25 protein-coding genes are annotated in these 25,346 nt (G+C 68.8%); 10 read left to right on the forward strand and 15 right to left on the reverse strand.

The features are described from left to right. Positions 1-9: 9 nt before the first annotated feature. The 6 genes from ACFQ9R_RS01450 (at position 10) to ACFQ9R_RS01475 (ending at position 6,211) form a co-directional block, all read left to right on the forward strand. Positions 10-1,065 (forward strand): 2Fe-2S iron-sulfur cluster-binding protein, encoded by a 1,056-nt coding sequence (locus tag ACFQ9R_RS01450; RefSeq protein WP_378987719.1) that lies wholly within the window; start codon positions 10-12, stop codon positions 1,063-1,065. A 14-nt stretch (positions 1,066-1,079) separates the two neighbouring features. Beyond that, a complete protein-coding gene (locus ACFQ9R_RS01455) occupies positions 1,080-2,582 on the forward strand; it encodes an MDR family MFS transporter (protein WP_378987722.1) in 1,503 nt (500 codons plus the stop codon). Beyond that, on the forward strand, positions 2,576-3,361 hold the full coding sequence (locus ACFQ9R_RS01460) for a 2-keto-4-pentenoate hydratase (RefSeq protein ID WP_378987725.1): 786 nt from the start codon (positions 2,576-2,578) through the stop codon (positions 3,359-3,361). Before ACFQ9R_RS01455 ends, ACFQ9R_RS01460 begins: the two co-directional genes overlap by 7 nt. Positions 3,362-3,413: 52 nt before the next feature. Beyond that, complete coding sequence (locus ACFQ9R_RS01465) at positions 3,414-4,322, forward strand: acetaldehyde dehydrogenase (acetylating) (protein ID WP_378987728.1); 909 nt, start codon at positions 3,414-3,416, stop codon at positions 4,320-4,322. Between the two features lie 86 nt (positions 4,323-4,408). Further along, positions 4,409-5,443, forward strand: a complete 1,035-nt coding sequence (gene dmpG, locus ACFQ9R_RS01470) for a 4-hydroxy-2-oxovalerate aldolase (protein ID WP_378987731.1) — start codon at positions 4,409-4,411, stop codon at positions 5,441-5,443. Between the two features lie 210 nt (positions 5,444-5,653). Further along, on the forward strand, positions 5,654-6,211 hold the full coding sequence (locus tag ACFQ9R_RS01475; protein ID WP_378987734.1) for an SRPBCC family protein: 558 nt from the start codon (positions 5,654-5,656) through the stop codon (positions 6,209-6,211). A 22-nt stretch (positions 6,212-6,233) separates the two neighbouring features. Here the strand turns inward: ACFQ9R_RS01475 and ACFQ9R_RS01480 are convergent, their stop codons facing one another. Continuing rightward, positions 6,234-7,505 carry a glycosyltransferase 87 family protein gene (locus tag ACFQ9R_RS01480; RefSeq protein WP_378987737.1) on the reverse strand — a complete coding sequence of 424 codons (1,272 nt, stop codon included), beginning with the start codon at positions 7,503-7,505 and terminating at the stop codon, positions 6,234-6,236. 119 nt (positions 7,506-7,624) lie between these two features. Then, a complete protein-coding gene (locus ACFQ9R_RS01485; RefSeq protein WP_378987740.1) occupies positions 7,625-8,056 on the reverse strand; it encodes a MarR family winged helix-turn-helix transcriptional regulator in 432 nt (143 codons plus the stop codon). A gap of 58 nt (positions 8,057-8,114) precedes the next feature. Between ACFQ9R_RS01485 and ACFQ9R_RS01490 the strand changes: the two genes are divergently transcribed. Together ACFQ9R_RS01490 and ACFQ9R_RS01495 are read left to right on the forward strand one after the other, a co-directional pair. Next, positions 8,115-9,134: a hypothetical protein gene (locus ACFQ9R_RS01490; protein WP_378987743.1), complete on the forward strand. Its 1,020-nt coding sequence runs from the start codon at positions 8,115-8,117 to the stop codon at positions 9,132-9,134. 237 nt (positions 9,135-9,371) lie between these two features. Further along, on the forward strand, positions 9,372-10,295 hold the full coding sequence (locus ACFQ9R_RS01495; protein ID WP_378987746.1) for a hypothetical protein: 924 nt from the start codon (positions 9,372-9,374) through the stop codon (positions 10,293-10,295). 57 nt (positions 10,296-10,352) lie between these two features. On the opposite strand, the gene thpD is transcribed toward ACFQ9R_RS01495, so the two are convergent. The 5 genes from thpD to ACFQ9R_RS01520 form a co-directional block, all read right to left on the reverse strand. Continuing rightward, positions 10,353-11,279, reverse strand: coding sequence for an ectoine hydroxylase (thpD, locus tag ACFQ9R_RS01500; protein ID WP_378987749.1), 927 nt, complete (start codon positions 11,277-11,279; stop codon positions 10,353-10,355). Next, positions 11,263-11,667 (reverse strand): ectoine synthase, encoded by a 405-nt coding sequence (locus ACFQ9R_RS01505; protein WP_378627675.1) that lies wholly within the window; start codon positions 11,665-11,667, stop codon positions 11,263-11,265. The genes thpD and ACFQ9R_RS01505 overlap by 17 nt, the downstream gene beginning before the upstream one ends. Then, entirely contained in the window at positions 11,664-12,935 is a 1,272-nt protein-coding gene (ectB, locus tag ACFQ9R_RS01510) for a diaminobutyrate--2-oxoglutarate transaminase (RefSeq protein WP_378627672.1), read from the reverse strand. Before ectB ends, ACFQ9R_RS01505 begins: the two co-directional genes overlap by 4 nt. After that, on the reverse strand, positions 12,932-13,483 hold the full coding sequence (ectA, locus tag ACFQ9R_RS01515) for a diaminobutyrate acetyltransferase (protein WP_378987753.1): 552 nt from the start codon (positions 13,481-13,483) through the stop codon (positions 12,932-12,934). The genes ectB and ectA overlap by 4 nt, the downstream gene beginning before the upstream one ends. A 71-nt stretch (positions 13,484-13,554) precedes the next feature. Next, positions 13,555-14,265 carry a response regulator transcription factor gene (locus ACFQ9R_RS01520; protein ID WP_378987756.1) on the reverse strand — a complete coding sequence of 237 codons (711 nt, stop codon included), beginning with the start codon at positions 14,263-14,265 and terminating at the stop codon, positions 13,555-13,557. A gap of 204 nt (positions 14,266-14,469) precedes the next feature. Between ACFQ9R_RS01520 and ACFQ9R_RS01525 the strand changes: the two genes are divergently transcribed. Next, entirely contained in the window at positions 14,470-15,414 is a 945-nt protein-coding gene (locus ACFQ9R_RS01525; RefSeq protein WP_378987757.1) for a threonine/serine dehydratase, read from the forward strand. Here the strand turns inward: ACFQ9R_RS01525 and ACFQ9R_RS01530 are convergent. Genes ACFQ9R_RS01530 through ACFQ9R_RS01550 form a run of 5 tightly spaced genes read right to left on the reverse strand, consistent with a single transcriptional unit; the run spans position 15,411 to position 21,382 of the window. Beyond that, complete coding sequence (locus tag ACFQ9R_RS01530; protein ID WP_378987759.1) at positions 15,411-16,265, reverse strand: SDR family oxidoreductase; 855 nt, start codon at positions 16,263-16,265, stop codon at positions 15,411-15,413. The genes ACFQ9R_RS01525 and ACFQ9R_RS01530 overlap by 4 nt on opposite strands. 33 nt (positions 16,266-16,298) lie before the next feature. Beyond that, positions 16,299-16,991, reverse strand: a complete 693-nt coding sequence (locus ACFQ9R_RS01535; protein WP_378987761.1) for an FHA domain-containing protein — start codon at positions 16,989-16,991, stop codon at positions 16,299-16,301. Between the two features lies 1 nt (position 16,992). Then, a complete protein-coding gene (locus ACFQ9R_RS01540) occupies positions 16,993-18,282 on the reverse strand; it encodes a VWA domain-containing protein (RefSeq protein ID WP_378987764.1) in 1,290 nt (429 codons plus the stop codon). Then, positions 18,279-19,289 (reverse strand): PP2C family protein-serine/threonine phosphatase, encoded by a 1,011-nt coding sequence (locus ACFQ9R_RS01545; protein WP_378987767.1) that lies wholly within the window; start codon positions 19,287-19,289, stop codon positions 18,279-18,281. The genes ACFQ9R_RS01540 and ACFQ9R_RS01545 overlap by 4 nt, the downstream gene beginning before the upstream one ends. Next, positions 19,286-21,382 carry a tetratricopeptide repeat protein gene (locus ACFQ9R_RS01550; RefSeq protein WP_378987770.1) on the reverse strand — a complete coding sequence of 699 codons (2,097 nt, stop codon included), beginning with the start codon at positions 21,380-21,382 and terminating at the stop codon, positions 19,286-19,288. The genes ACFQ9R_RS01545 and ACFQ9R_RS01550 overlap by 4 nt, the downstream gene beginning before the upstream one ends. A 13-nt stretch (positions 21,383-21,395) precedes the next feature. Between ACFQ9R_RS01550 and ACFQ9R_RS01555 the strand changes: the two genes are divergently transcribed. Further along, positions 21,396-21,677: a hypothetical protein gene (locus ACFQ9R_RS01555; protein ID WP_378987773.1), complete on the forward strand. Its 282-nt coding sequence runs from the start codon at positions 21,396-21,398 to the stop codon at positions 21,675-21,677. A gap of 40 nt (positions 21,678-21,717) precedes the next feature. Here ACFQ9R_RS01555 and ACFQ9R_RS01560 read toward each other — a convergent pair whose 3' ends face one another. From ACFQ9R_RS01560 to ACFQ9R_RS01570, 3 genes are read right to left on the reverse strand one after another with little or no spacing between them, the layout of a single operon-like run. Next, the gene (locus ACFQ9R_RS01560; protein WP_378987776.1) at positions 21,718-22,890 is read right to left on the reverse strand and encodes a hypothetical protein; all 1,173 of its coding nucleotides are present in this window, start codon (positions 22,888-22,890) and stop codon (positions 21,718-21,720) included. Then, the gene (locus ACFQ9R_RS01565) at positions 22,887-23,852 is read right to left on the reverse strand and encodes a glutamate ABC transporter substrate-binding protein (RefSeq protein ID WP_378987779.1); all 966 of its coding nucleotides are present in this window, start codon (positions 23,850-23,852) and stop codon (positions 22,887-22,889) included. The genes ACFQ9R_RS01560 and ACFQ9R_RS01565 overlap by 4 nt, the downstream gene beginning before the upstream one ends. Then, the gene (locus tag ACFQ9R_RS01570; RefSeq protein WP_378987782.1) at positions 23,849-25,120 is read right to left on the reverse strand and encodes a hypothetical protein; all 1,272 of its coding nucleotides are present in this window, start codon (positions 25,118-25,120) and stop codon (positions 23,849-23,851) included. The genes ACFQ9R_RS01565 and ACFQ9R_RS01570 overlap by 4 nt, the downstream gene beginning before the upstream one ends. Positions 25,121-25,346: the final 226 nt, after the last annotated feature.

Consider the following 25,346-nt stretch of genomic DNA (forward strand, 5'->3'; position numbering starts at 1 on the left):
AGAACACCAGTGACGAGGGCGACTGTCGACGTTCCGCGGAGCTCGCGGGTGGTGACGCTGCGCGTATCCGCGGTGATCGAAGAGACCGCGGACGCGCGGACGCTGGTGTTCGAGGTACCCGAAGCGGTCGCCGACCGCTTCGCCTTCCGGCCGGGCCAGTTCCTCACGCTGCGGATCCCGAGCGAGCGGCCCGAACCGGTGGCGCGCTGCTATTCGCTGGCGAGTTCGCCGTTCACGGGCGATCCGCCGCAGGTCACGGTCAAGCGCACACCCGGCGGCTACGGCTCGAACTGGTTGTGCGACAACATCGCTGCCGGCGACACCCTCGATGTGCTGCCGCCGCAGGGCGCCTTCACCCCGGCCTCGCTCGATACCGATCTGCTGTTGTGGGCGGCGGGCAGCGGCATCACACCGGTGATGTCGATCCTGCGTTCGGCCCTGGCCTGCGGCACCGGCCGGGTGGTGCTGTTCTACGCCAATCGCGAGCAGGCATCGGTGATCTTCGCCGACGCCCTGCGCGATCTCGTCGCACGGTACCCGGGCCGGATCACTGTGGCGCACTGGCTCGAATCGCTGCAGGGCCTGCCCACCGTGGCCCAGCTGGCCGACTTCGCCGCGCCGTATTCGTCCTTCGCGGCGTTCGTGTGCGGGCCCGGCCCGTTCATGTCGGCGGTGACCGAGGCACTCTCGGGCGCCGGATGGCCGCGCGAACGCGTCACCACCGAGGTGTTCGTCTCGCTGTCCGGTGATCCGTTCGCCGAACCCGAGCCGCTCGACCCCGTCGACGACGCGGATGCCGCGCGCGTGGAGGTAGAGCTCGACGGGACCGTGCACGCGTTGAGCTGGCCGCGCTCGCGCACCCTCGTCGACGTCATGCTCGCCGGCGGGCTCGATGTCCCGTACTCCTGCCGCGAGGGCGAGTGCGGAACGTGCGCGTGCACCGTCGTCGACGGCGAGGTCACCACGACCAACTCGGCCGTCCTCGATCAGGACGACATCGACGCCGGGTACACCCTGGCCTGCCAAGCCCGCCCGCGCACCGACCGGGTCCGTATCCGCTTCTGAGCGAGAGGTGTTCTGTGGCAACCGATACCGCGCGGCCCGATGTCGGCTTCGGCTCGGACCGTGGGCCGGTGCTGGCCTCGCTGATGCTCGCCACCGGACTCGTCGCGCTCGATTCGACGATCCTGGCGACCGCGGTGCTGTCGATCACCGACAGTCTGGGCGATTTCACGCTGTTTCCGTGGCTGTTCACGAGCTATCTGCTCGCCCAGGCCGTCACCGTGCCGATCTACGGCGCGCTCGCCGACACGTTCGGGCGCAAACCGGTGATGTTGTTCGGCATCGCGGTGTTCGCGCTGGGCTCGCTGCTGTGCGGGCTGGCGAGCAGCATGCTCGCCCTGATCGTGTTCCGCGCCGTCCAGGGCATCGGCGCCGGCGCCATCCAGCCCACCACCATGGTCATCGCGGGTGATCTGTACACGTTGGCCGAACGTGCCACGGTCCAGGGCTATCTGGCCGGGGTGTGGGCGGTGGCCTCGGTGACGGGCCCGCTGCTCGGCGGTATCTGCGCCGACTACCTCGGGTGGCGGTGGATCTTCCTGGTCAACCTGCCGCTGGCCGCACTCGCCGCCTGGATGCTGATCCGCAACTTCCACGAGTCCGTACCGCGGCGCCGGCGCAGCGTCGACTACGCCGGGGCGGTCCTGTTGACGCTCGGTGCGGGGGCACTGGTGCTCGGACTGCTCGAGGGCGGTCACGCGTGGGCGTGGGGATCGCCGGTCGGTATCGCCGTCTTCGGGTGCGCCGGACTGTCGCTCACGCTGTTCGTCGCCGTCGAAGCGCGGGCCACGCAACCGATTCTGCCGCTGTGGGTGTTCACCCGGCGGGTGGTGATCGCGAGCAGTGTCGCGGCCATGCTGGGCGGGGCGCTGCTGTTCGGGTTCACGACGTATGTGCCGATGTTCAATCAGGGCGTGCTCGGGTCGAGCGCCCTGGTCGCGGGGCTCGTCACCGGAGCGCTCACCCTGGGCTGGCCGTTGGCCGCGGCCAGAGCGGGAAAGGTGTATCTGCGCTTCGGGTTTCGCACGTGCGCGGTGCTGGGCAGTACCGTCGCGGCGCTCGGCGTGGCGACCACCCTGCTGCTCGACGAGGACTCGGCCCTGTGGCAGGTCGCCGCGTCGTGTTTCGTGGTCGGCGCGGGCATGGGCTTGGTGGCCACACCCACGCTCATCGCGGCGCAGACGAGCGCGCGGTGGGCCGAACGCGGGGTCGTCACCTCCGCCACCATGTTCGCGCGGTCGCTGGGCAGCGCGGTGGGAGTCGCGGTCTTCGGCGCGATCGTCAACGCGCGCCTGGCCGGCGACGGTGCGCCGACACCGCAATCGCTATCCGCCGCAATACATCTCGTGTTCGTGTCCATCGCGGTCATGACCGTTGTCCTGGTCGTCGCGTGCGCGGCGATCCCGCGCCGGGCCGGGGAATTTCCTGTCCATCCAGCGGGAGAGCCCGGCCCGGTGAGCCGCCTCGACCACGAGCATGGGGTGGCATCACCAGACGAGAAGAGGGAGCCAGGATGCTGACAACCGGCATGCGCACCGAGCTCGCCGCCGAACTGGCGCGGGCGGAGCTGGATCGGGTGGCCGTGTCCCCCATCGTCGACCGGTATCCGGGCATCGATGTGGTGGACGCGTACGAGGTCCAGCTGCTCAATATCCGGCGCAGGCTCGACGACGGCGGAAAGGTCGTCGGGCACAAGGTGGGGCTGTCGTCGAAGGCGATGCAGCAGATGATGGGCGTCGACGAGCCCGACTACGGTCACCTGCTCGCCGACATGGAGGTCTACGAGGACGTCCCCGTCGATACCACCAAGTTCCTGCTGCCGCGCGTGGAGGTCGAGGTCGGGTTCGTCCTCGGCGCCGACCTGCCCGGCGAGGACTGCACCGAAGCCGACGTCTTGGCCGCGACCGTCGCCTACGCGCCATCGATCGAGCTGATCGACTCACGGATCACCGACTGGCAGATCGGGCTCGCCGACACCATCTCCGACAACGCTTCGTCGGCCGGGTTCGTCCTGGGCCGCGAACGCGTCGCCCCGGGCGATATCGATATCACCGCGATCGATGCCGTGCTCACCCGCAACGGTGAGATCGTCGCCGAAGGCCGCAGCGACGCGGTCCTCGGCGATCCGTCGATCGCGGTCGCCTGGCTGGCCCGCAAGGTCGCGACCTTCGGGGTCCGGCTGAAAGCGGGCGACATCGTGCTCCCCGGTTCCTGTACCCGCGCCATCGACGCCCGACCCGGCGACGATTTCCGCGCCGACTTCACCGGACTCGGCTCCGTCCGCTTGTCGTTCACCTGAGCCGATCCCACCCGCGGCCCGTCCGGGCCGCCATTCCTCGAGGAGGCCAACCGTGTCCCACGGTTCCGTCACCGCCGCGATCGTCGGATCCGGCAACATCAGCACCGATCTGCTCTACAAACTGCTGCGCTCGGAGTCCATCGAGCCGCGCTGGATGATCGGCATCGACCCCGAGAGCGAAGGGCTCGAACGCGCGCGCGGACTCGGCCTGGAAACCTCCGCCGAAGGTGTGGACTGGCTACTCGCCCAGGACGAGAAGCCCGACATCGTGTTCGAGGCGACTTCGGCCTACGTCCACCGCGCGGCCGCACCCCGCTATGCCGAACTCGGCATCCGCGCCGTCGACCTCACCCCCGCCGCGGTGGGTCCGGCCGTGGTACCGCCGGTGAACCTGGCCTCGCTGCTGGAAGCGCCGAACGTCAACATGATCACCTGCGGCGGGCAGGCCACCATCCCGATCGTCGCCGCGGTTTCGCGCGTCGTGCCTGTCCCCTATGCCGAGATCGTCGCGTCGGTCTCGTCCAATTCGGCAGGTCCTGGCACCCGCGCCAACATCGACGAGTTCACCAAGACCACCAGCCGTGGCGTGGAAACCATCGGCGGCGCCCAGCGCGGCAAGGCGATCATCATCCTGAACCCCGCCGAACCGCCGATGATCATGCGCGACACCATCTTCTGCGCGATCCCCGACGACGCCGACCACGACGCGATCACCGCCTCCATCCACCAGATGGTCGCCGACATCCAGCAATACGTGCCCGGCTACCGCCTGCTCAACGAACCCCAGTTCGACGAACCCTCCGTCGTTTCGGGCGGACTGGCGAAGGTTTCGGTGTTCGTCGAGGTCGAAGGCGCGGGCGATTTCCTGCCCCCGTACGCGGGCAACCTCGACATCATGACCGCCGCGGCAACCCGTGTCGGTGAGGTCATGGCCGATCAGATCCTGTCGACGCGGGTGTGATCATGACCGATTCGTCAGCCCTGGACACCATCACCCCCGAGGCCCTGCGTCCGCCGCAGCCGAGCCGGGCGTAAGGAGACTCGACCATGCCATTCTCTGCTGAACTCGACATCCGGATCACCGACACCTCCCTGCGTGACGGCTCCCACCACAAACGCCATCAATTCACCACCACCGAAGTCCGCGACATCGTCACCGCCCTCGACAACGCCGGCGTCCCCGTCATCGAAGTCACCCACGGCGACGGTTTGGGTGGTTCCTCGTTCAACTACGGATTCTCCAAAACCCCCGAACAAGAACTCATCACCATCGCCGCCCGAACAGCCAAGAACGCCAAGATCGCGTTCCTCATGCTGCCCGGCGTCGGCGTCAAAGAAGACATCAAGATCTCGCAGGACAACGGCGCCGCCATCTGCCGCATCGCCACCCACTGCACCGAAGCCGACGTCTCCGTCCAGCACTTCGGCTACGCCCGCGACCTCGGCCTCGAAACCGTCGGCTTCCTCATGATGTCGCACACCCAGCCACCCGAAACCCTCGCGAAACAGGCCCGGATCATGGCCGACGCAGGCTGCCAATGCGTCTACATCGTCGACTCCGCGGGCGCACTCGTCCTCGAACAAGTCTCCGACCGCGTCGCCGCCGTCGTCGCCGAACTCGGCACCGACGCCCAGGTCGGGTTCCACGGGCACGAAAACCTCGGCCTCGCCGTGGCCAACTCCGTCTACGCCGTCCGCGCCGGCGCCACCCAGATCGACGGCTCCACCCGCCGCTTCGGCGCCGGTGCGGGCAACACCCCCGTCGAAGCCTTCGTCGGCGTCGCCGACAAGCTGGCCATCAAGACCGGCGTCGACTTCTTCGCCATCGCCGACGCCGCCGAAGACGTCGTCCGCCCCGCCATGCCCCAGGAATGCCTGCTCGACCGGCAATCACTGATGATGGGCTACGCGGGCGTCTACTCCAGCTTCCTCAAGCACGCCGAACGCCAAGCCGAACGCTACGGCGTCTCCGCCGCCGAAATGCTCGTCCGCGCCGGCAAACGCAAACTCGTCGGCGGCCAGGAAGACCAACTCATCGACATCGCTTTGGAACTCCAGCGCGAAGCCTCCGTCACGGTCTGAAGTACCCGATTCAGTCATCATCGCCCCGCGTGGATCGCACGCGGGGCGATGGTGACTTTCCACGAAGAACACGGTGCGGATATAGTCTCGCCGGCGAAATCCACTGTCCGAATGGACATTTCGAGTGGGTCGGCTATCGTCTGTCGCACGCCGTTCGGGACCGGTCGACGTGCGACCACCGCACGCCGGGTCCCGATGAAGTGGGGGATCATGGCCCAGCGGAGTCATCGCAGGCAGACCGGTCAGCTGATCACGCCTGACGGCGCGCCCGGCGACGGCGTGGACCAGGTGCACGTCAGCGGTGCCATCGCCCTGCCCGTCGCCCCGGATGCGCTGTGGGACCTACTGTCCGAACCGCACACTATCGCCGCGTGGATGTCCGAACTCCACTCCTGGACCGGCCCGGCGCCGGATCGAGTCGGTGCCGATCTCGAACTCGCCGCTCAGGTCCAGATGTTCGACATGCTCCACGACGTGCATCTGGTCATCACCGAATACTGCCCGAACCGCAGCTGGACGATGACGTGCGGCGCGGTGACCGGTATCGCGGTCACCTTCGCCGTCGAACTCGAGCACCTGCGCGACCTCTCGCGCGCCACTCTTCGCACCGGCCTGCACGGCCAGGTGTTACGAGACGCCGACGCGGTCGTACTCGGTCACGCCCTTCAGCGCGGGTTGGACTCGAGCCTTCGGCAACTGGCCGACATCGCAGACCCGGACGGAATCACTGCCCGGCCCCCGGTAGCCGTCGTCAACCACCTGGGCTGAGACCGCCGGGGTCACCGGATGTTCAGGCGACGCGCGCGTGTTCCTCGACCGCCGCGGGCTCCTGCGCAGGCTGCGCCGGCCGACGTCCGGTGACGAGGAACAAGACAACCAGCCCGACCGCCAGCCACACATACGTGTCGCCGATGATGTGCTGATCCCACGTCCATGAGGTCTCACGGTGTTCGCCGTCGGGCAGGAAACTGTGCGGCGCGATCACGAAGACCGCGGCGACGACGACAGTCGTGGCGTACCAGCCGCGAGCGCTGCTGACCGGCAGGGTACGGGCGTGGCAGACCATCGCCAGCAACGCGGGCGCGATCCAGACCCAGTGGTGCGACCACGAGATCGGCGACAGCAGCAGCGTGAAGACCGCGTTGAGCGACAGCGCGATCGCGGGGGCGTCGGCGGCCTTGCGCATCGCAGCGACGACCAGGACCAGCAGCAGGGTGCCCAGCACGAGCCACAGCGCGTCGAACGGCAGACCGGTGATGTGCAGGCGGGCCATGACGGCCTGGATCGACTGATTGGTATGGAAGGCCGAGCCGCTCAGGCCCGAGACGTTGCCGAGGCCGCCGAACCAGTAGCGGGTGGATTCGGTGGGCAGGAACGCGAAGGACGCGATGGTGGCGATCGCCCCGGTGCCCGCGGCGGTCGCGGCGGCCTTGTAGTCCTTGCGGACCAGGAAGTAGAGAACGAAGGCGGCGGGCGTGAGTTTGATGGCGGCGGCCAGACCGATCAGCATGCCGCGCGGGTAGCGGGTCTTCGGGAGCAGGCAATCGGTGGCGACCAGCACCATCAGCAGGAGATTGACCTGACCGAAGTCGATGGTCGAGCGAACCGGTTCCAGCAGCATCGCCAGGGGGACCGCGCAGGCGGTGACGAGCAGGGCGACCTGCTTGCGGTCGGGGTGGTAGCGGCGGGCCACCAGATACAGCGTCCAGGCGACGGCGGCGATCGACACCACGACGTAGAGGATCTTCGCCGTGCCCCACGGCAGCAGCGCGAACGGTGCGAGCGCGATGGCCGCGAACGGCGGGTAGATGAAGGGCAGACCGATGCCGATCGAGGTCTTGGGCAGCTGACCGTACATATCGGCGCCGTCGCGCATCGCCTCGATGCCGAGGCGGTAGACCTGGAGATCGATGAACCCGCCGGAATAGCGTTCGAAGGGCCAGATCGGCGTCCTGACACAGACCACCGACACAATGGTGAGCAACACCGGCACCAGCCACCATGCTCGATTGATCGGGCGTGGGGAACGCTCTTGCTCGGGGTGGGTGGTGTCACTACTCATCCGCGGCGACTATACCGACTCGCACGCGCTGCCGGGGCACCGCCCATCGGCGGGGGTGACGTGTGCAATAGCCAGGCGGATGCCCGCCCACGAACCGAACGCGCTGAAGACGGGCCTGGTCAGTCGCCGCGGTTGTAGCGGGTCAGGTAACCGGCCATCGCCGCGACATCGTCGTCTGTCCAGTCGGCGAAACGCGCCTGGAAGGCTTCCCGGCGCCGGCGTTCGGCCTCGCCGGCGACTGCTCGGCCCTCTGGGGTGGCGCGCAGGACGTGGTTGCGCCGATTGCCGGGATCGACCGCGCGTTCGAGGTAGCCGAGCTTCTCGAGTGCGCCGACCTGCCTGCTGACGGTCGATTTGTCGAGCAGGAACTGCTCGGCCAGGTCGGTGGCCAGGCAACCGTCGCGTTCGAGGATCAGGTCGAGAATGCTGTAGGCGACCAGGCTCAGCTCGGGGTGTAGTTCGGCGGCGCGGCCGCGGGCACGGCGAGCGAAAGCGGTGAGTTCCCGCTGGATGGTGTCGACAGCCTGGGTTCTTGTGCTCCGCGCGTTCATAGTTGTATCATACAACCATACATAGTTGCATTTACCAACTGTTTGGAGATCTGCCCCGATGACTCGCACCCAGTTCCGGCACGTCGCCGGACACCTGCTGACGCCGCTGCTGATGTGCCTCGGCATGGCTCTGGCCTACCTCGGCGCGTTCCATCAGCCCGAGCCGAACAATCTCGCGCTCGCCGTGGTGGGCGATTCCCCGCAGACGATGGTGCTGGCACAGACGATGAAGGACAAGGGCGGCGCCGGGCTCGACATGGTCACCGTGCCCGATCGCGACGCGGCCATCGACGCACTGCGCAATCGCGAGCTCGTCGGCGCCTATGTGCCCGACGCCGCCAAGCCGGAACTGCTGGTCGCCACCGCGAGCTCCGACACCAGCGCGATGGCCGCGGAAGTGGCCTTCCGGTCGGTATCGGATCACCAGGGCGTGCCGCTGGTGATCACCGATGTCACGACCAAGGCGGGCGGTGACCCGACCGGGCAGGGCATCTTCTTCCTGCTGGTCGCGTTGAGCGTGGGCGCGTACGGCAGCGTCGCGGTGATCGGCGCGGCGGGCGCGCTGCTGCGGATGCGGGTGCGCGCCGCGATCGGTGTGGTGACCGCGCTGATCGTCAGCCTCATCGGCGTCGTGGTGGCGGGTCCGGTGTTCGGCGTGATCGACACCGATCTCGCGAGCGTGTTCGCCATCGCCTGGGTCTACACCTCGGGCATCATCCTGATCGGCATCGGCCTGCACACGTTCTTGAAGCGCTGGACCACCCTCGCTCTGATCACCCTGTTCGTGATGCTGAACTTCACCACCTCCGGCGGCGTCTACGGGCCCGAACTCCAGAACGAGTTCTTCGGTGCGCTGCACTCGTTCTGGAACGGCGCCGACTTCGTCGAAGGCCTGCGCAGTCTGCTCTACTTCGACGGTGGCGCCGGGTTCGGCTCCCGCCTGTTCGGGTTGTTCGCGTGGCTGGTCGTGGGTGTGGCGCTGGTCGTGGTGGCCGGTCGGTACGAGGCGCGCCACGCACCCCGGCCGGTCGCACCTGCCTCGGTCGAGGAAGAGATCGGCGAATCGGTGGCCGTCTGAGGCGTCGATTCCACGCCTGATCAGTCAGGTCAGGCCCCGGCGAATCCCGTTGCCCGACATCCGGACACACTGTCGCGGACCAGGTCGACCGGGGTCGCCGGGGCACTGTCGTTTTCAGCGGCCGTCTTGTCGTGAATCGACCACGACTCCACGTAGACACGAGTACGGTGTAGCGCGCAACCGCGGACAGTCTGGCGCCGCGAGGGGGTGTAACAGCGGAAAGGGCGGGTGCCACCGATGAATGATCCCGACGCGCAACGCCCTGGCGACCCACTCCCCCTCGATCAGCGCTACGACGGCGCCGATCCGATCGAATGGTGCGGTGCGGCGGTCTATCCGATGTACACCGAGGCGCTGCCCGCCGGAACGACGGCGGTGCATCTGCGCGCACTGTCGGTGATGGCACCCGAGGACGTGTCGGGCCTCGGTCTCGGTCTCTCCGTCCACGACGGGCACGTGAATCTGAACGGGAAATCGCTGGCGGGCGTCGACATCTGGTACGAAGCCCTCGCCGACGGCATCGACATCTCGGTGACCGCGGACGCACCCGACGCGCTGTTCACCCTCACACCCGTCTGGGTGGCCGAATCGGGCACACACCAATCCTGGACCGGCAACTACGGCATGGTCGTCGACCTGCTCCCCGACGGGGCCTCGACCCTGTGGTGCAGCACCGGTCCCGGCACACCCGATTTCAACGAACTGGTCGTCGAACTCAGCACCGGCCCGGCCGAACCGGCACGCCCCGAACCACCCCTCGATCCGGCCGACCCGGCTACGACACCGCTCGGCCCGGCCCCCTCGGCTCCCCCCGTCGAACCAAGTCCCCCCGCCGCCTCCACCGAACCGGCATCATCGGATCCCGCACCGAAAATCTCGCTCGGCCCGACCGATCCGCCCGAGCCCCCACGAACCAGCCAGGGCGTCGGCGGCGCCCTGCACGACCTGGGAACCGCCATGCACGAACGCGGCGAACACGACTCGGCCCGCGCCCTCTGGACCCAAGCCGCGCAGGCAGGCCACAGCGGCGCCGCCTACGACCTGGGCACCCTGCTCCTCCAGCAAGGCGAACGCGCCGCCGCCGAACAATGGTGGAAGGCCGCCGCCCACGACGACCCACGCGCCGCGGCCTCCCTCTCCGCCCTGTCCGAACAGCCTTAGGACGAGAAAGCCGCCACCCGCGGTGATCCGCGGGTGGCGGCTTCGTGGCCGACCTGTCTAGGGCGCCTGGTCCGCCAGCACCGCACCGGCTTCGGCCGAATTCTCACGCAAGGGCGTGAAATCGCGGGCGGCGATGTGTTGCGGGCGGCGCTGGGGGGCCGCGAAAGGCTCCGCCAGGGCGTTTTCCACGCTGTTGAACACCAGGAAGATGTTCGAGCGCGGGAACGGGGTGATGTTGTTCGACGAACCGTGCATCATGTTGGAGTCGAACAACAGCGCCGAACCGGCCCGCCCGGTGAACTGGGTGATCCCGTAACGGGCGGCCAGGAACGTGACATCGTCCGTCGTCGGAACCCCGATTCGCTGCTCGCGCAACGACTCCCGATAGTGACCGCTCGGCGTTTCGCCCAGGCACGGCACGAAGGTGCGGTGTGAACCGGGCATCAGCATCAAGCTGCCGTTGAACGGATAGTTGTCGGTCAACGCGATCGACAGACTCACCGCCCGCGGGGCCGGCATGCCGTCCTCGGCGTGCCAGGTCTCGAAATCGGAATGCCAGCCGAAACCACTACCACCGAAACCGGGCATGTAGTTCACCCGGGTCTGATGCAGGTACACCGGCGAACCGAGGATCTGCTCGGCCAGGCCCGCGATCCGCGATTCGGCGACCAGCTCCGCGATCGGTTTGCTGAGCTGATGCACCTGGAACACCGAACGGACCTGCCCCGCAACGGGTTCCACGATCACCCGTTCATCGCCGTAGAGCACGGGGTCGGCCGCGAGATGGCCGACCTCGGCGCCGAAGGCGGCCACCTCGTCGGGGGTGAGCAGGTCGGGGATCGTCGCGAAACCGTTCGCGTCGAATCCGATCAGCTCCGGCGAGGTGACCTGGCCCCACACCGTGGGATCGGTGCGTTCGATATGCGGGGCAGGCTCCGACAACCGGGTCGGGTAGCGGTCGAGCTGATCAGACACTGGCGCCATCCTCCTCGATAATCAGCGGATACACCCCGTTCTCATCGTGTACTTCGCGACCGGTGACCGGCGGATTGAAGACGCACAACATCCGCAGCTGGGTGCGGGCGGTGACCTGGTGACGTTCGTGTCCGTCGAGCAGGTACATCGAGCCCGGGCCCAGCTCGTACGTTGTCTGGTTGTCGAGATCGAGCAGGCTGCCCTCACCCTCGACCAGCCACACCGCCTCGACGTGATTCTGGTAGTGGAACCGGTGGACGGTGCCCGCCTCGATCGTGGTCTCGTGGAAGGAGAAACCGACCTTGTCGCCGCCGAGCACGATGCGCTTGCTGCGCCAACCCGGCCCTGCCACATCGCGTTCGGTGCCGGTGATCTCTTCGGTGGTGCGCACGATCATGCGGCACCACCACAGACGGTGTCGATCGAGGAGACCAGCACCGACAGGCCCTGATCGAGTTCGTCGCTGCCCAGCGTCAACGGCGGCAGCAGTTTCACGACCTCGTCCATCGACCCCGAGGTCTCCACCAGCAGACCCTGTTCGAACGCGGTGCGGCACACCTTGCCCGCCTGCGACGGGTCGTCGAAGACGATGCCGTGCACCATGCCGCGTCCACGAGTGGACACTCCGGCGTGCCGCTGCGCGACCGCGTCGAGCGTGCGACCCACGTAGGCGCCGTTCTCGGCGGTGCGCTGGGCGAGTTTGTCATCGGACCAGTACTCGCGCAGAGCGGCCGTCGCGGTGACGAAGGCGGGGTTGTTGCCACGGAAGGTGCCGTTGTGCTCACCGGGCGCCCACTGGTCGTGCTCGGGCTTGAGCAGCACCAGCGCCATCGGCAGCCCGTAGCCACCGATCGACTTGGACAGCGTCACGATGTCGGGGGTGATGCCGGCGATCTCGAAGGAGAAGAACGGGCCGGTGCGCCCGCAACCCATCTGCACGTCGTCGACGATGAGCAGGATGTCGCGCGCGGCGCACAGTCCGGCCAGGTGACGCAGCCATTCGGCGCGGGCCAGGTTGACGCCGCCCTCACCCTGCACGGTCTCCACGATCACCGCGGCGGGGCGATCGAAGCCCGAGGAGCTGTCGTCGAGGACGCGCTGCATCCAGCCGAAGTCCTCGATGGTGTTGTCGAAGTAGCCGTCGTAGGGCATCGGGGTGGAGTGCTCGAGCGGCACCCCGGCACCGGCCCGCTTGGCGGCGTTGCCGGTCACCGACAGCGCACCGAGGGTCATGCCGTGGAAGGCGTTGGTGAAGCTCAGGATGGTCTTGCGGCCGGTGACCTTGCGGGCCAGCTTGAGCGCGGCTTCGACGGCGTTCGCGCCGGTCGGGCCAGGGAACTGGACCTTGTAGTCGAGGCCACGCGGCGAGAGCAGATTGTCGCGGATGGTCTCGAGCAGTTCACGCTTGGCCACGGTCGACATGTCCAGACCGTGGGTGATGCCGTTGCTGCCGATGTATTCCAGCAGCGCCTTTTTCAGAATCGGGTTGTTGTGTCCGTAGTTCAACGCGCCGGCGCCTGCGAAGAAGTCGAGGTATTCGCGGCCCTGCTCGTCGCGCAACCAGGCGCCTTCGGCGGTGCTGAAGATGGCCGGCCAGTCACGGCAGTATCCGCGCACATTCGATTCCATGGCCTCGAAAATGCTGGTGTCGGTGGTCGTGATCATCGTCGTTCCTCCTGGCGCTGAGCCGGTGAAATCACATACAGCAGCTCTGCCTCGTGTGAATCGGGGAAATCGTTTTCTTCGAACAGGTCCTCGGTGCGCAAATCGGCACCGCGTTCCCGGGCCACCGCGGAGAACAGCGCATGCGAGGCGGTGTTTCCGGGTGAGATCGTGGTTTCCAAGGTGGTGATGCCCGCGCCGGCTACCGAATCCAGCAGCGCGTGCAGGATGGCGGCGGCCAGGCCGCGGCCGCGAGCTTGCGCGTCGACGGCGATCTGCCAGACGAACAGCGTGTCCGGAGCTTCCGGGCGCACATATCCGATGACGAATCCGACGGGCTGACCGTCACTTTCGGCAACCAACGAGGTTGCGGCGAAATCGCGACACCACAGCAGGTACGCGTAGCTGGAATTGACGTCGAGTACCTGCGAATCGCGGGCGATCCGCCACAGCTGGGCACCGTCGCCCAGCCGCGGATGACGCAATCTCGGTTCCGAACCAGGGGCCGCCGCGCTGGCGGCCGGCTCGATGGACATGGTGGACGTTGTCATATATCTAACGTGCCCAGCCGACTTTGCGGTCTTTGTGTCGAGCTCTTTGCGGTTGTATGACGAATCGTTTACTACGACTGCACATCGAGGCGATACCCGAGACCGCGCACGGTAACCACGATGCGCGGGTCGGACGGGTCGCGTTCGATCTTGGTACGCAGGCGTCGCACGTGGACGTCGACGATGCGTTCGTCACCGAAAAAGCCCTGATCCCACACTCTTTCGAGCAGCACGGATCGACTCAGCACGCGGCCGGGGGTCTCCGCCAGTTCACACAGCAACCGGAATTCGGTGACCGTGAGGTGGATCTCCTCGGCGCCGCGACGCACCGCGCCCGCGTCGGCCGCCAGCACCAGCGGCGCGTGCGGATCGGCGTCGAGCACGGCCTCGGGGGTCGTGTCGCGATCGGCGGTGATGCGGGCGCGACGGCGGAGCGCGCGCATCCTGGCGGTGATCTCCTTGATTTCGAACGGCTTGCTCACGAAGTCGTCGGCCCCCGCCTCCAGGGCCGCGACCACGTCGTGGGTGTCGTAACGGGTGCTGATCACGATGATCGGCACATCGTGGTCACGACGGATCTCCCGGATGCAGTCGAAGCCGTCGGCTTCGCCGCGCATCAGGTCGACGATCATCAGATCGGGTGGCCCGTCGCTGCGCAGCCGATCGAGGGCGTCGGAAGGCACGCCTGCCTCGGCTACGGCATAGCCTTCGTCTTCCATCGCGCGACGCAGGTCGCCGCGCATCTGGACATCGTCGTCCACGATCATCAGGTTCGCGCTCATGTGTGTGCACATCCTTTGCTGACACGCCGGGCGTGCGCCGGTGCACTGGGGGGTTTCGCGTCCCCAGACCGACACGACTACCCGCCTTCGAGCTTGTTACCGATCTGTTATGTACCCAGACTGGTGCGGACGTAAACCCGTCGTAACAATTCGCCCGCTCAACGGGCGGTTCGAGGGGACGTGGCCGGTGGCATAGTCGGAGGGGTGACCCCGACTTTCGCTGATATCGAAGCCGCCGCAGCGCGCATCGACGGACTGGTTCGCCCGATCACTGTCGCACCGGCCGGACCAGGGCCGGACCCGCTCTGGTTCGCACTGGAGTTCTTGCAGTTCACCGGCACGTTCAAGGCGCGTGGTGCGCAGAATTTCGTGCGCGCGCACGCGGCAGCGGAAACGTTGCCGGACGCGGGTGTGACGATCGCCTCGGGCGGCAATGCCGGGTTGGCGTGCGCATGGGCGGCACGGGAGGCGGGGGTGCCCGCGACGGTGTTTCTGCCCGAGACCGCGCCTGCGGTCAAAATCGGTCGACTTCGTGACTACGGCGCGCGGGTGCGACTGATCGGTCCGGAATACAAGCAGGCGTTGGCCGCTTGCCGGGAATTCGCCGAGACCAGTGGTGCGCTGGCCGCCCATGCCTATGACGATACGCTCGTGGCCGCGGGCGCCGGCACGCTGATGCGCGAGATCCAGGCGCGCATCCCCGACCTGGACACGGTGCTCGTCGCCGTCGGCGGCGGTGGGTTGTTCACCGGAACGGCGGTCGCCGCACAGCATTTCGGGATTCGCACGGTGGCCGTCGAACCCGAGGGCTGTCGATCGCTGAACGCCGCGCTCGAAGCCGGTCACCCGGTGGACGTCACCGTCGACTCGATCGCCGCGGATTCCCTCGGCGCCCCGAATGTGTCGGCGATGGCCTTGGCCGCCGCCCAGCATCCGAGTGTGCGGTCGTTGCTGGTGCCCGACGAGGCGATCCGCGCGGCCAGGCAGCAGCTGTGGACCTCGCATCGCATCGCCGTGGAGAACGGCGCGGCCACCGCGATGGCGGCACTGCTCGACACCGGTTCGGGCCCGGCCTATCGGCCCGAGCCCGGCGAACGGGTGTGCGTGATCCTGTGTGGGGCCAATACCGACCCCAGCGACCTCGTCTAGCGGACCAGGGCGTTCTTGTCGACATAGTTGGTCATCGCGGAGTTCAAACCGCGCATGGCCAAGGTGTAGCCGTAAGGGAAGTACCGCTGACCCCAGTGGGCCAACTGGATGTCGCGGGAGGTGTAGACCCAGTAGCGGTTGCGCTCGACACCCTTGATCACCGACGTGGCCGCCTGCTCCGGGGTGACGGCGTGGCGCATGAACAGCCTGATCGCCTTGTTCAGCGCCGCGTTGTCGCGGTCGACGCCCGCGATGTCGACGCTGTCGACCATCGGGGTGGCCATCGCGCCGGGGCAGACCAGGCTGACGCCGATCTTGTGGCGGCGCAGGTCGAACCGCAGCACCTCCGAGACACCGCGCAGGCCGAACTTGGTGGCGCTGTAGGGCGCGTGCCACGGTAGACCGAAGATGCCCGCCGCCGAGGACACGTTCACCAGGTGACCGCCGCGACCGGCGGTGATCATCGGGCGCACGAACTCCTCGATGATGTGGATGGGGCCCATCAGGTTGATGTCGACGGTGCGGCGCCACTGCTGGGGCGTGAGCTTGTCGACGGTGCCCCAGGTGGCGATGCCCGCCACGTTCATGACGATGTCGACATGGCTCACGGCCTCGAAAGTATGGGCGGCGAGACCGACGACCGCGGAATGGTCGCTGACGTCGGCCGCGTGCGCGAGATGCACCGTCGCCCCGGCCGCGCGCAGTTCCTCGGCGGTGGTGGCGAGCGTGTCGGCCGTGATGTCGGTGAGGACGAGCGAGGCCCCCTTCGCGGCGGCCGCGAACGCCGTGGCGCGGCCGAGGCCGCTGGCGGCACCGGTGATCAGGCAGGTCTTCCCGTCGAACTTCGTCATGGTCCCGACCCTACGTTTGGTGAACAGATGCGTCTACGGTTCCGCGGTGATCGCGATGGTGGTCCAGCCGCCGACATGGATCCGGCTGCCTTCGCGCAGTGCGACCGCCTGCTGCGGTGTGATCGGTGATTCGGCGCCGTCCAGGCTGGTTCCGTTGGTGGAACCGAGGTCGGTGATGGTGAGCGCGCCCCTCTGATCGACCTGGATCATCGCATGTGCGCGGGAGACGCCGATATCCGCCGGGGCGATGCCGAGGTCGATCTCGGGCACGATCCCTTGCGAGGCCGATCGTTTTCCGATCAGGAACTGGTTGCCACGCAAGATGATTCGACGTTCGGGGTAGAAGTCCGGGAATTCGACACGCTCGGCATCGGGTCCCTTGCGGGCTCGGACGCGCGCGTAGAACTCGCGGTCGGCGAAGATCCGCGCGACCCACTCCCCGGATCGGCCACTGTCGGGGGGCGCGCCGGCAGCGATCATGGTGGGGTCGAATCCGGGGTCGGCCGATTCCGCGCGATCACCGGGACGCGAGGACGTCGCTGTCGCCGGTGGCAGGGCGGAATCGTGGCCGCATCCTTCGCAGAAGCGTCCGCTGGTCGGCGCGTGGCAGTTCGGGCACAGGCGCAGAGCCGCCGGGTCCGGCGCGGGCGCCGTGCCCAGAGCCGATCCGCACACATCGCAGTAGTCCGTCGACCGCGACTGGTGTCCGTCCGCGCACATCGGCATGTCAGCCGCCCTCCGGCCGCACCCGGGCGGTCTTGGTGGAGCGGATGTCGAGGGCGAGTTCGTCGGCCGCGGCGACCTGGCCGCGCAGCTTCACGGTGCCGTCGTGCTCGACCTCGACCACACCGCGCAGCAGTTTGGCGGTGGACTCGTGGCCGGAGGCGGCGGCGAGTTCCACCGCGCGACGCAGCTTCGCGGTCGCGGTGGTGACATCGCCGGTGCGGCGCGCCGCCAGACCTTCCTGCACGGCCTGGGCCAGTTCGACCTGGCCGGTGTAGTGGGCGACGCGGGTACTGATGCGGGTCGACAGCGTCGAATCGGTGGTCCAGACCGCGCGCACCAGGCCCTGGCCCAGTACCTCGTCGCCGGCCAGCACACTCAGCCGCGCGGCCAGCTTCTCCCGGCCCGGCGCGGCCGGTTCCAGTTCGATCTGCACGTGGTATTCGCGCTCCTCGGCGGCCCACGACGACAGCGGGTAGTCCCCCACCTGCGCACCCACGTCGATCCGGCGCCCGGTCAGATCCTCGAGCACCGGCGAGACCTGTTTGACCATCCGCACCCGCGCACCGGCCGGAGTCCACACCTTCAGCGTCAGTTCCGGGATCACGCGCGCGGCCGAGGAACGCATCATCGCGGCGAAATCTCGGGCCAGGTCCTTCGGATCGGCGACGATGTTCGCGTCCCCGGACAGTTTCGAGGCGATCTTGCGCACTTCCTCGGCGACCCAGTCGTCGCCGACACCGCGGCAGTCGCAGACGAAAAGCCCTTCGGCACGGTCGAGTTCGGTCGCGAGCTCCTGCGGGGTCTCGTGCTCGTTCTTGCCGTCGGTGAGCAGAATCGCGTGCGCCTGCGCGCCGGGGTGCGCGGCGGCGACCTCGCGGGCCAGCGCCAGCCATGAACCCATCGCGGTGCCGCCGTCGGGCCGCAACCGATCCAGGGCTCGCCGGGCCGAGGCGCGATGTGTGCGGTCGGCGGGGGCGGACAGGGTGTTGTCGCTCGGGTAGATCATCCGGGCCGACTCGGTGCCCTCGATGATGGCGAACGCGGTGCCGTCGGGGATCTCGTCGAGCGCGGTGCGGGTGGCGTTGCGCGCGTTCTCGAATTTGCGCTTGTTACCCATCGATCCGGAGCAGTCGATGATCAGGATCTCGAGCCGCGGCGGCGGTGTCGCGACGGCGGCGAGTTCGGGACCGGTGGTCACCGTCAGCACCGCGTCCACCACGCTCGCGCCTTCGGCGAGGAATTCGTTCTGGTCGACGGCGATCGAGATACCGGCTGTCTCAGGGGAACTCATGACACTCCTGGTTCGGGCGATACGGCAACGGGCACCGGAGCCAGGGCGACGGTGATGTTGTCACTGCCCCCGCTGTTGAGGGCGAAGTCGGCGAGCGCGCGAGCGGCGGCCTGCGGCGACGTCTCGACGGTGAAGCCGGCGAGCGCGACCGCCTCGGGCAGGTAGTTCCACAGGCCGTCGCTGCACAGCAGCAGCGTGCCCGGCTCGGTGGCGAGCATGCGTTGCAGGCAGTTCGCCGACCACGGTGCTTCGCCACCGTCGGCGCCGAGCCAGCGCAGCAGGGTGTGGGCGCGCGGGTCGTTCATCGCCGCGGTCTCGTCGAGGGCGCCCGCGTCGACGAGAGCCTGGGCCCAGGAATCGTCGACGCTGAGCCGGCGTGACGCGGTCGGATCGCCCGCCGCCAGCCAGAATGCCCTGCTGTCACCGACATTGGCGACGGTGATGTCGGTACCCACGCTCGTCTCGCGCACGATCGCGGAGACATAGGTGCACGACGGCGCGTACTCGGGGGTGCGTGACATGCCGCGCACCGCGGCGGTCGCCGCCGCCAGGCCCGCCATCGCGGCATCGGAGTCGGCCCTGCCCTCGGCCAGGGCGGCCAGCGCGGCGTCGACACCGGTGCGGGCGGCATTGCCGGAGGCCGCCTGCGGATCCTGGGAAGTGGAGACGCCGTCGCTGACCACGATCACCCGGATGCCGTCGCCCTCGCGCACCGCGGCCGCGACCGCGTCTTCGTTGCGGGAGTGGCTGATTCCGCGGTCGGTGAGGACATACACCGCGCCGAGGTCTTCCTCGAAACGATCAGGGACAGGCTTGGGGCTGCCGCATTTGACGCAGTAGCCGCCCTCGTAGCGGCGTTCACCGCAGGTCGAGCACTGCGGCACCGCGACCGGATCATGCACGGGCAGTGCGACTTTGCGCACGCCGAGTTCGCGACCGCAGCCTTCACAGAAGCGGTGTCCCGCCCGCGCCGAGCCCGCGCAGTCGGCACAGCCCGGCGCCGTCACAGGGTGGTCCTGGGGCGCACCGAGTTCGCCTGGTCCACCAGGACGAATCGGGTCCACATGTCGTCGGCCTCGCGCGCCAGTGTCCGCAAGCATCGTTCCAATCCCGTCCGCACGCCCTGCTCGGTGAATTCCACGTCCAACAGCTTGCCTGGTGTCCTCGGTTGCTGTCCCGACCGGATCCAGTTCAGGGCCGCCTCGAGGACGACCATCCGCACCTGCGCGGTGCGTTTGCGCGAGTCGAGGCGCAAGTGGTCGACGCGCTCGCCGGTCCGGCGGAGCAGGTCCTCGTCGAGGTCGGCCGGATCCCGGTGCGTCAGTAGCGTTTCGACGGCGGAGAGCCGGGCCTCGGTGAACATCGAGGAGGTGCGGTCGACCTGATCGAGGACCGCCACCGCGCCCGTGCGGTCACCGTCGGCGCGGCGCAGTCGCGCGGCGCCGAAGGCGGCCGACAGATAGGTGTGGTCGGTGCGCCAGACCGTTTCGTAGAGCGCCAGCGCGCGGCCGAGCTCGAAGGCTCCGGTGTCGGGCTGCTCGCCGCGGGCGCCTGCACCGAGCTCCAGGGCGGCCGCCAGCGCGAGTTTGGGAGCGGATTCACCGGGCAGTGCCGCGTAGACGGACTCGAAATCGGCGGCCGCATCGGCATAGTCGCCGGTGAGCAGGGCAGCCTTGGCTCGATACCAGACGGGGCGCCAGTCGAATTCGAGCTCGGCGTCCAAGGCGGCCAGCCGGGTCAGCGCCGCTGCCGCGTCACCCGCTTCGAGCTCGGCGCGCACCAGTCGCAGCGGGATCTCGACCGACTCGCCCGATCCGGTCACCACCGCGCGCAGTCCGGCGGTGAGTGCCCGCTCGAGTTCGGCCGGGGTCGCGGCATCGGTGGTCGCCAGCAGGGCGGCGCCACTGTCGCCGGGGTCGACCAGCGGGGCGGGCAGGCCGGCGATGAGGGCGCCCGGTTCGGGTGTGACGCTGTCGATGCCGAAGACGGCACGGGCGGGACCGAACTGGCTCGACATGCCGGGCCGTGGGATCCCGTCGCCGGTCGCCAGCACCTCGCGCAGCACACCGGTGAGCTGGTCGGCCATTTCGCTCGTCGAGGCGAAACGCGCCAGTGGGTCGGGGTCGGTGGCCCGCCGCAGGAATCGGTACAGCGAATCATGTTCGGCCAGTACCGGTTCGGTCTCGGGACCGGGGATCGGGCCGAGCTTGCCGTCGACGGAGGGCACTCGCATCATCAGCACGGCCAGTGTGCGGCCCGCGGTGTAGATCTCGGTGGCCACCGTCGGCCCGGTTTCGGCGATCTCGGGTGCCTGGTAGCCGAGGGTGCCGTAGATGGGGCTGGTGCGGTCGTCCATCGCGATGACCGCACCGAGGTCGATCAGCTCGAGGCGTTCCTCGGTCTGCATCACATTGTCGGGCTTGAAATCGCAGTAGGCCCAGCCGCGAGCGTGCAGATAGCCGAGGGCGGGCAGCATTTCCAGCACATAGGCGATCGCCTGCGCGGGCGGCAGATAGCGCTGGGTTTCGGCGCGGTGGGCGCGCAGGATCTGCTTGAGCGAGGTGCCGCCGACATAGGCCATGACGATGTAGCCGACGGGTTCGCCGTCGGCGTCGGCGTGTTCGGTGAAGTTGTGGATCTTGACGATGTTGGGGTGGTCGACCTCGGCGAGGAAACGCCGTTCGGCCAGGGCCGCGGCCAGGGCGTCGGCGTCGCCGGTGTCGATGAGCCCTTTGAGGACCACCCAGCGTTTGTTGACGGCGCGGTCGGTGGCCAGATAGATCCAGCCGAGACCACCGTGGGCCAGCGCCCCCGCCACTTCGTACTGGCCGCCGACGAGATCGCCTGCCCGCAGCCGGGGCACGAAGGAGTAGCGGGTGCCACAGTGCGGGCAGAACCCGGCGGTGCGGCCGGGAACACCGGCCTGGCCGCGCCCGACAGGCTTGTCACACTTGCCGCAGAAGCGGTCGGATTCGGGCACCTGGGGGTCGGTGAGCACCGCCGTGGCCGGGTCGACGCGCGGGACCGGCGGCACTTCGACGAGCCCGGCGCCGAGCCTGCCGCGCGCGGCCGAACGCGCCGAGCCCGACCGGGTTCGCACCGAGCGACTCGAGGTGCGCCCGCTCGCGCTGACCGTCGACGCGGACGGGCTGTGCATCGGACCCGTCACCGTAGCCGGTGCGGTACCGCAGGTGTCGCAGTACCCGTCGACGATCGTGCCGTCGCACTCGGGTTCGCCACAGGCGCCGGGAACCGGCACGGGTATCGGTGGCGGCTGCGGGTTCGCCCTGCGCGGCTGCGCTGTCGTGCGCCCCGATCGGCCGTTGCCCACGAGGCCGGCCTGCGGTACCGGTGGCGCGCTCGCGACGGGCGCGGTACCGCACAGTGCGCAGTAGCCGTCCTCGATCGTGCCGCCGCACCCCGGTTCACTACACCTCATGCTGTCCGCCCCGCTTTCTCCCCGATGATCGAACGATAGTCCGCGACGGCCCGGGTGACCGCGGCCAGATCGCACGGTGTGCGGGTGAGCAGACCGGCCGCGATCCGGTCGGCGGCGAGCACATCCCGGTCCTCGCTCACTCCGAGCCGCGAGGCCTTCGCACGGTAGGCGGTGAGTCTGCCGCGCAGTTCGGCGCGCCGATCGAGCAGACCACGCGCCAATTCCTCACGCCGTGTGGCCTTTTCGGCAGCGTCGCCGGCCCGCACGCGCAGCGCGAGCAGATGTTCCACTGTCGGCCGATCGGGTGTACCGCCGAGAGTGTCGAGTTCGGCGCGCAATCTCGTGGCCGGTTCGCCGCCGTCGGGTAGCTCGCCGGTCGCGACCTTGTGCTGAGCCTGGGTGACGGTGCCGTCGGCGCGATCTTGCCGTTCGCCGAGATCGGCCAACTGTGCGCGCAGGGCGGCGACAGCGCCGGGCAGATCGGCGGCAACGGCGAGATGGTCGCTGTGGCGGGCGGATTCGGTATCGATCAGCGCCGTGAGCGAGGCGAGGGCGGTGGCGATCTCACCCGGCCCGAAACCGAGCGGATCGGTGCCCGCGCGACCCAAGAGCGTGGACAGTGGTTCGGTGGCCGCGTCCAGTGCGCCACGCGCTTGCTCGACGCGCTGTTGCAGCGGGGCGAGTGCGCCGAGCACCTGTTCATCGACCGCCGCGACCTCGTCGGCGAACGGGGCGACGAAGGCGAACGCGGCGCGCATCCGGTCCAGGCAATCGGCGATGCCGACTGTCACGACGGTCTCACTGGGACCGGTCAGGCCGCGCTGTGCCAAGGGGATCGGGATCCGCGCCACCTCGTGTGGGCGACCGCGCAGCAGCTCGGTGAGCCGCCCCCGCGATCGGTCGTCGACCCTGCCGCGACCGGCCCGCACCGCCTGCGCCTCGCCGAGGATGGCGCGCACCCGCCCCAGGTCCTCCCAGAGTTCGCCCAGTGCCTTCTCCACCGGCGCCCACCGACGCGCGGTCTCCCCCGTCGGCGGATAGCGGCGGACCAGGGCCAGGCCGGGGTGGCGGTCCAGTTCCAGCAGGGTCGTGGTCACCGTCGCCAATTCCGCTGTGCGCCCCGCCAGTTCACGATCGATCTCGAGCACGCCGAGCATCGGCCAGCTCATCCGACGTACCGGGGTACCGGCGGCCCCTGCGAGGGGCCCAGAGTCGACAGGTGCTGGGCGTAGATCCGCTGCCAGGTGCCGTCGGTACGGGCGCGGTCGAGTACGCCGTTGACGAAACGCACCAGCTCGTCGCTGCCGCGCGGCACCCCGACGGCGTAAGCGCCCGCGCCGATCGGGTCGCCGACGACCTCGAGATTGTGGTCCTGGGCGACCAGCCCCGCCAGGATCGGCTCGTCCCCGCTGATCGCGTCGACGGTGCCCTGCTGCAGGGCCACCAGGCAGTCGGTCCAGTTGGTCACGCCGAGCACGGTGGGTGGGGTCGGCAGCGTGAACAGCGGCGCGGCGGCGGTGGTGCCCTTCGCGACGCAGACCCGCTTGCCCGCGAGCCCGGCGCCGTTGGTGATGCCCGCGCCGTGCGGGGCCGCGATGCGCTGCGCCGCACGGTAGTACACGCTCGAGAAATCGACCTCACGGCGGCGTTCGCAGGTCGCCGAGAAGGTGCGCACGATCATGTCGACCTTCTTCTCCTGCAACAGCGGGATCCGGTCGGCCGCGGTGACGGAACGCAGTTCGATCTTGTCCGGGTCACCGAACAGATCGCGCGCGATCTCCCTGGCCAGGTCGATGTCGAAACCCTCGAGCTTGCCGGTCGACGGGTTGCGGAAGCCGAACATGTAGGTGTTCTGATCGACGCCGACCCGCAGCCTGCCGTTGGCGATGATGGCGGCCATCGCCGACCCCGCGGGCATCGCACCCGGTCGCGGTTGGGTCGTCGGCGCCAATGTCGCTTCGGTATCGCAGGTTCCGGTGCCCTCGGCGGTCGGCGCCGAGGTGATCGCCTCGGCGCCGGGCAGCGGTGGGGCGACGGCGGTGGCGGCGATGGTCGACGGTTCGGGGGCGTCGGCACAGCCCGCGACCAGCGCGACGGCCGCGGCGAGCGCGACCAGCAGTGGACGCCTCACAAGAACTCCTTGAGTCGTGGCCAGAGTCCGGAGATCACCGCGCCGGCCGCGGCCAGCAGCAGGAGCAGGGTGCCGAAGGGGCTGAGGGTCAACGATGTTGCGGCGGCGGCGACACCGTCGCGCAGGTCGTCGCGGGCCTGGGCGAGGTCGTCGCGCAGTTCCTGGTCGAGGCGGGCGAAGCTGGTGGCCGAGCTGTCGGGGCCGGTGCCGATCGCCTGGGTGACCGCGCCGGGATAGTCGGCCTTCTCGTAGGCGGTGCGCTGGGCATTGTGCCCCGCGTTCCAATTCGTCAGCGCGCGTTCGGCATCGGAGTCGCCGCCACCGGCCGCGGTGAGGCGCCCGCGCAGGTCGCCGCTGTGGGTTTGGAAGGCCTTCTCCGTGGCGGTGATGTCGCCGCGGGTGATCAGGGCCAGGGTTTCGTCGGTGCGGGCCTGCTGGGCCAGGATGCGGGCCCCTGCCAGGTTCTCCACGCGCGCTCCGGCGCCGGAACTTCCGTCCTCGAGCAATTGCGCGGCGGTCGAGGTGGCACCCGCGGTCCACAGCAGCGCCACCAGCGCGGCCAGCGCGGCCAGCGCCAGGCCGGTGTTCACCAGGCGGTTCGTCCGGCGCAGCAACACGATCGACCCGACCAGGCACACCGCGAGGACCAGCAGCAGGAGCACGATGCTCGTCCACGGCAGCGCGCCGATGCGCTGCTGGTCCTCCCGCACCGCGGCGAAGCGGGCCTTACTGAGTTGTTCGGCATTGGGCAGCAGCGATGTCTGCATCAGATCCGAGGCCTGGCGCAGATACGCCGAACCCACCGGGAAGCCCTGACGATTGTTGGCGCGCGCGGTCTCCACCAAGCCCGTGTAGGTCGGCAGGTCGGCGGCGATGCGGGCGACGATCGCCCTGGTCTGCGCGTCGGTGGCACCGGCGGTCGCCTCCGCCAGGGCGGCGGCGGCCTCGGCGAGCGCCTGCTCGTAGGTGTCTCGCACCTGTGGCGATTCGATGCCGCCGGACAGGAAGGCCGTCGCGGCGCCCGCGTCGGCGGCCGAGAGCGATACATACAGACTCTGCGCGGCGAAGGCCAGCGGCTCGGTCCGATCCAGCACCTGTTCGGTGCGCACGATCTTGGCGTCGAGCTGTCGTCCCGCGGTCGATCCGGCAACCAGGCAGGCCACCGTGGTCACGACGAGGACCACCCCGATCGCACCTGGTGTCGTCGCGGCGAATCGCCGCAGCCACGTCCCCGCGTCACGGATGGTCGCCGGTAGGCGAGATCCCACACCGTCCTCCTTCATCTCCCCGGGCGGTGTCTTCGATCGCGATAGTACGGGAGCCGCTGAAAGTTCGCCCGGGTGAAGGAAATCGGCCGAAACGCGACAGCGAGCAGGCCCGCCACACGGCCCAGCGACCCGGTGCGGACACGCAAGAATCCACTGCGGCCGATTCCTGACCGCGACAGCCCCCGAATTCGTGGCACAAGATCGTCGACAGTGACCCTCAACGGGT

The sequence above is a fragment of the Nocardia sp. NPDC056541 genome (assembly GCF_042794235.1).
In the GTDB taxonomy this organism is placed as follows: Bacteria; Actinomycetota; Actinomycetes; order Mycobacteriales; family Mycobacteriaceae; genus Nocardia.